The sequence below is a fragment of the Piscinibacter sp. genome, from assembly GCF_050175855.1.
Lineage (GTDB): Bacteria > Pseudomonadota > Gammaproteobacteria > Burkholderiales > Burkholderiaceae_C > Piscinibacter.
In genome coordinates, this window is sequence record NZ_JBFXIO010000548.1 from 1 (window position 1) to 2,682 (window position 2,682).

Annotated in this window: 2 protein-coding genes; both read right to left on the minus strand. The window is 72.1% G+C overall.

What is annotated here, in order from left to right; genetic code table 11:
- On the minus strand, positions 1–731 hold a 731-nt coding region (locus tag AB7U92_RS25515; RefSeq protein ID WP_428583411.1), incomplete at its 3' end, for an MBL fold metallo-hydrolase.
- Positions 728–2,682 (minus strand): CHASE2 domain-containing protein (locus tag AB7U92_RS25520; RefSeq protein WP_428583413.1); only part of this gene is annotated, 1,955 nt, incomplete at its 5' end. The genes AB7U92_RS25515 and AB7U92_RS25520, both read right to left, overlap by 4 nt.

Here is a 2,682-nt window from a genome sequence, read left to right on the forward strand (position 1 = left end):
AGCTTGCCGACCTCGCTCATCACCGCCTCGGTCTCGCCGGGCTTGATGTGCGTGATGTGCACCTCCACGCTGCCGGGCAGCTGGGCCAGCTCGTGGCCCAGCGCCGCCGGGCACAGGTGGCGGCTGATGTAGGCCAGCTGGCGTTCCTCGTCGCTGAAGGCGGTCTCGATCACGAGGTGGGCGATCTTCATGTGGCGCAGCCGGATCCACAGCGCCGGGTTGGGCCCGGTGTCGCCGGTGTAGACCCACCAGCCCCTGTCGTCGCCCTCGCCGCCCTCGATGGCGAAGCCGCAAGCCGGCACGGTGTGCGAGGCCGTGATCACCTCCACCCGCTTGCCGGCCACCTCGAACTGGTTGCCCACCGCGAAGGGCACGAGCTGGAGCACCGGCTGCTCCGCGCTGGGCAAGCGCGTGAAGTCGGGCCAGATCACGCCGTTGAAGATGTGCTCGCGCAGCGCGGCCAGCGTCTCGGGCAGGGCATGCACCTTGATCGGCCCGCGTCCCGCGGCGCGCCGCGCCCGCATCACGCTGTCGGCCAGCAAGCCGATGGCCAGCACGTGATCGAGGTGCGAGTGGCTGATGAGGATGTGGTCGATGCGCGCCAGCGCCTCGAGCGAGAGATCGCCGACGCCGGTGCCGGCATCGACGAGCACGTCGTCGTCGACCAGGAAGGACGTGGTCCTGCAGCCGGCCGCGATGGCGCCTGAGCAGCCGAGGACTTTGACGATCATTTGCTGTCGAAGGTACGGGTGCCGTCCCATTCGGGCGGCTCGGGTTGGAGTGACCAGCGCGCGATGCGCTCGCCGAGCTGACCGTACAGGCCGCCCAGCGCCGAACCGCCGAAGCCGTCACGCAAGGCAGCCAGCGAAGTCAGCGCCTGCTTGGCATCCTGCCGGCGGTAGTGCGCCAGTGCAAGGTTCCAAAGTCGCACTTCCTCCGCAAAGCGCGAATCGTTCGCATGGGCCCGAGAGACCCGCGTGAAAAGCGTCACGGCCTGTTGTCTGCCCTTGACGCGGACGCGGTCGACCTCGACCAGCGGCAGCCGCGTGCCGATCGCTTCCTGCGTGGCCGGGCCGAGCACGATGTCGATGCCGTAGACGCGGGTGAGCGCCTCGATGCGCGAGGCAAGATTCACCGCGTCGCCCATCACCGTGTAGCTGCGGCGGATGTCGGAGCCCATGTCGCCCACGCACACGAGGCCGGTGTTGATGCCGACGCCCAGGCCGATCTCCGGCAGGCCGCGCTCGCGCAGCTCGCGGTTGAGCCCGTCGAGCCGGCCGAGCATCGCCAGCGCCGCCTGAACGGCGTGCAGCGCATGCTCGTCGTCGGCCACCGGCGCGCCCCAGAAGGCCATGATGGCGTCGCCGATGTACTTGTCGAGCGTGCCGCGGTGGGCGCGGATCTCCTGCGTCATCGCCGAGAAGAAGCGGTTGATCAGCGCACGCAGCTCCTCGGGCGGCAAGGCCTCGGAGACGCGCGTGAAGTTGCGCATGTCGCAGAACATGATGGTCAGCACGCGGTTCTCGGCCTGCATGCCGTAGCGCTGCGGGTCGCGCGCCATCTGCTCCACCAGCTCCGGCGGCACGTAGGTACCGAACAGCCGCGCCAGCTGGCGGCGCCGCGCGCCTTCCACCACCACGCCCCAGCCGGTGATGCCGGCATAGACCAGCGCCGTCAGCAGCAGCGCCGAGGCCAGCGGCAGCGCCAGGCCGTGGTGCCGGTACAGCCACTGGTCGAGCAGCACCAGCGCGGCGGCCAGGACCACGGTCGCTGCCGCAGCCCGTGCTGGCCGCATTCGCGGCAACAACAGCGCCAGCAGCGCCGTCACCGCGAGCAGCTGCGCCACCTCGTAGCCGCGGGCCCAGTCGGGCACTAGCGGCCCGCGGCCATCGAGCAGGCCCGAGAGCACACTGGCATGCACCTCCACGCCGGGGTAGACCGCCGCCACCGGGGTGCTGCGCAGGTCGAACACGCCCGGCGCGCTGGAGCCCACCAGCACCAGCTTGCCGGTCAGCGCTTCGGGCGGCAGCTTGCCGTCGATCACATCGGCGGCCGGCACGTAGTCGAAAGAACCACCGGCCGGGCCGCCCGGCCCGCGGAAGGGCACGCGCACCGCGCCGCGGGCATCGAGCGGGATGCGCAGGCGGTGGCTGCCCTGCTGCAGCTCGATGGCGGCGAGCACGTCGCCACTGAGCACCGGCAGGGCCTGCGGCGAACCCGAGGCCCGGCGCAGCATCGCCAGTGCCAGCGACTCGCGCAGCGCGCCATCGACCTCGGCCACCAGCGGCAGGCTGCGGACCACGCCGTCGACGTCGGGCAGGGCGTTGAAGAATCCGGCAGCGCCCGCGGCAGCGGCCAGCGGCGCGACGCTGGCGGCATGGCCGCTCCAGCGGGTGACGGCCGGCCGCACCCCGTCGAGGGCGCCTGGCTCGATCAGCGGCGCCGGCAGCACGCCGGTGCGTTGCGCGCCGGGGCCGCTGGTGAGGATGTAGCCGAGCACGGCCGGCCGCCCGGTCAGCGCGCTCGCCAGCGCGGCGTCACCGGCCTCGGGCTCGGCGAAAGCCAGGTCGAAGCCGACCACGGCCGCACGCTGGCGCTGGAAGAGTTCGTCGGCGAGCGCCGCGATGCGCTCGCGCGGCCAGGGCCAGCGGCCGATGCGCGCCAGGCTGGCGTCGTCGACGT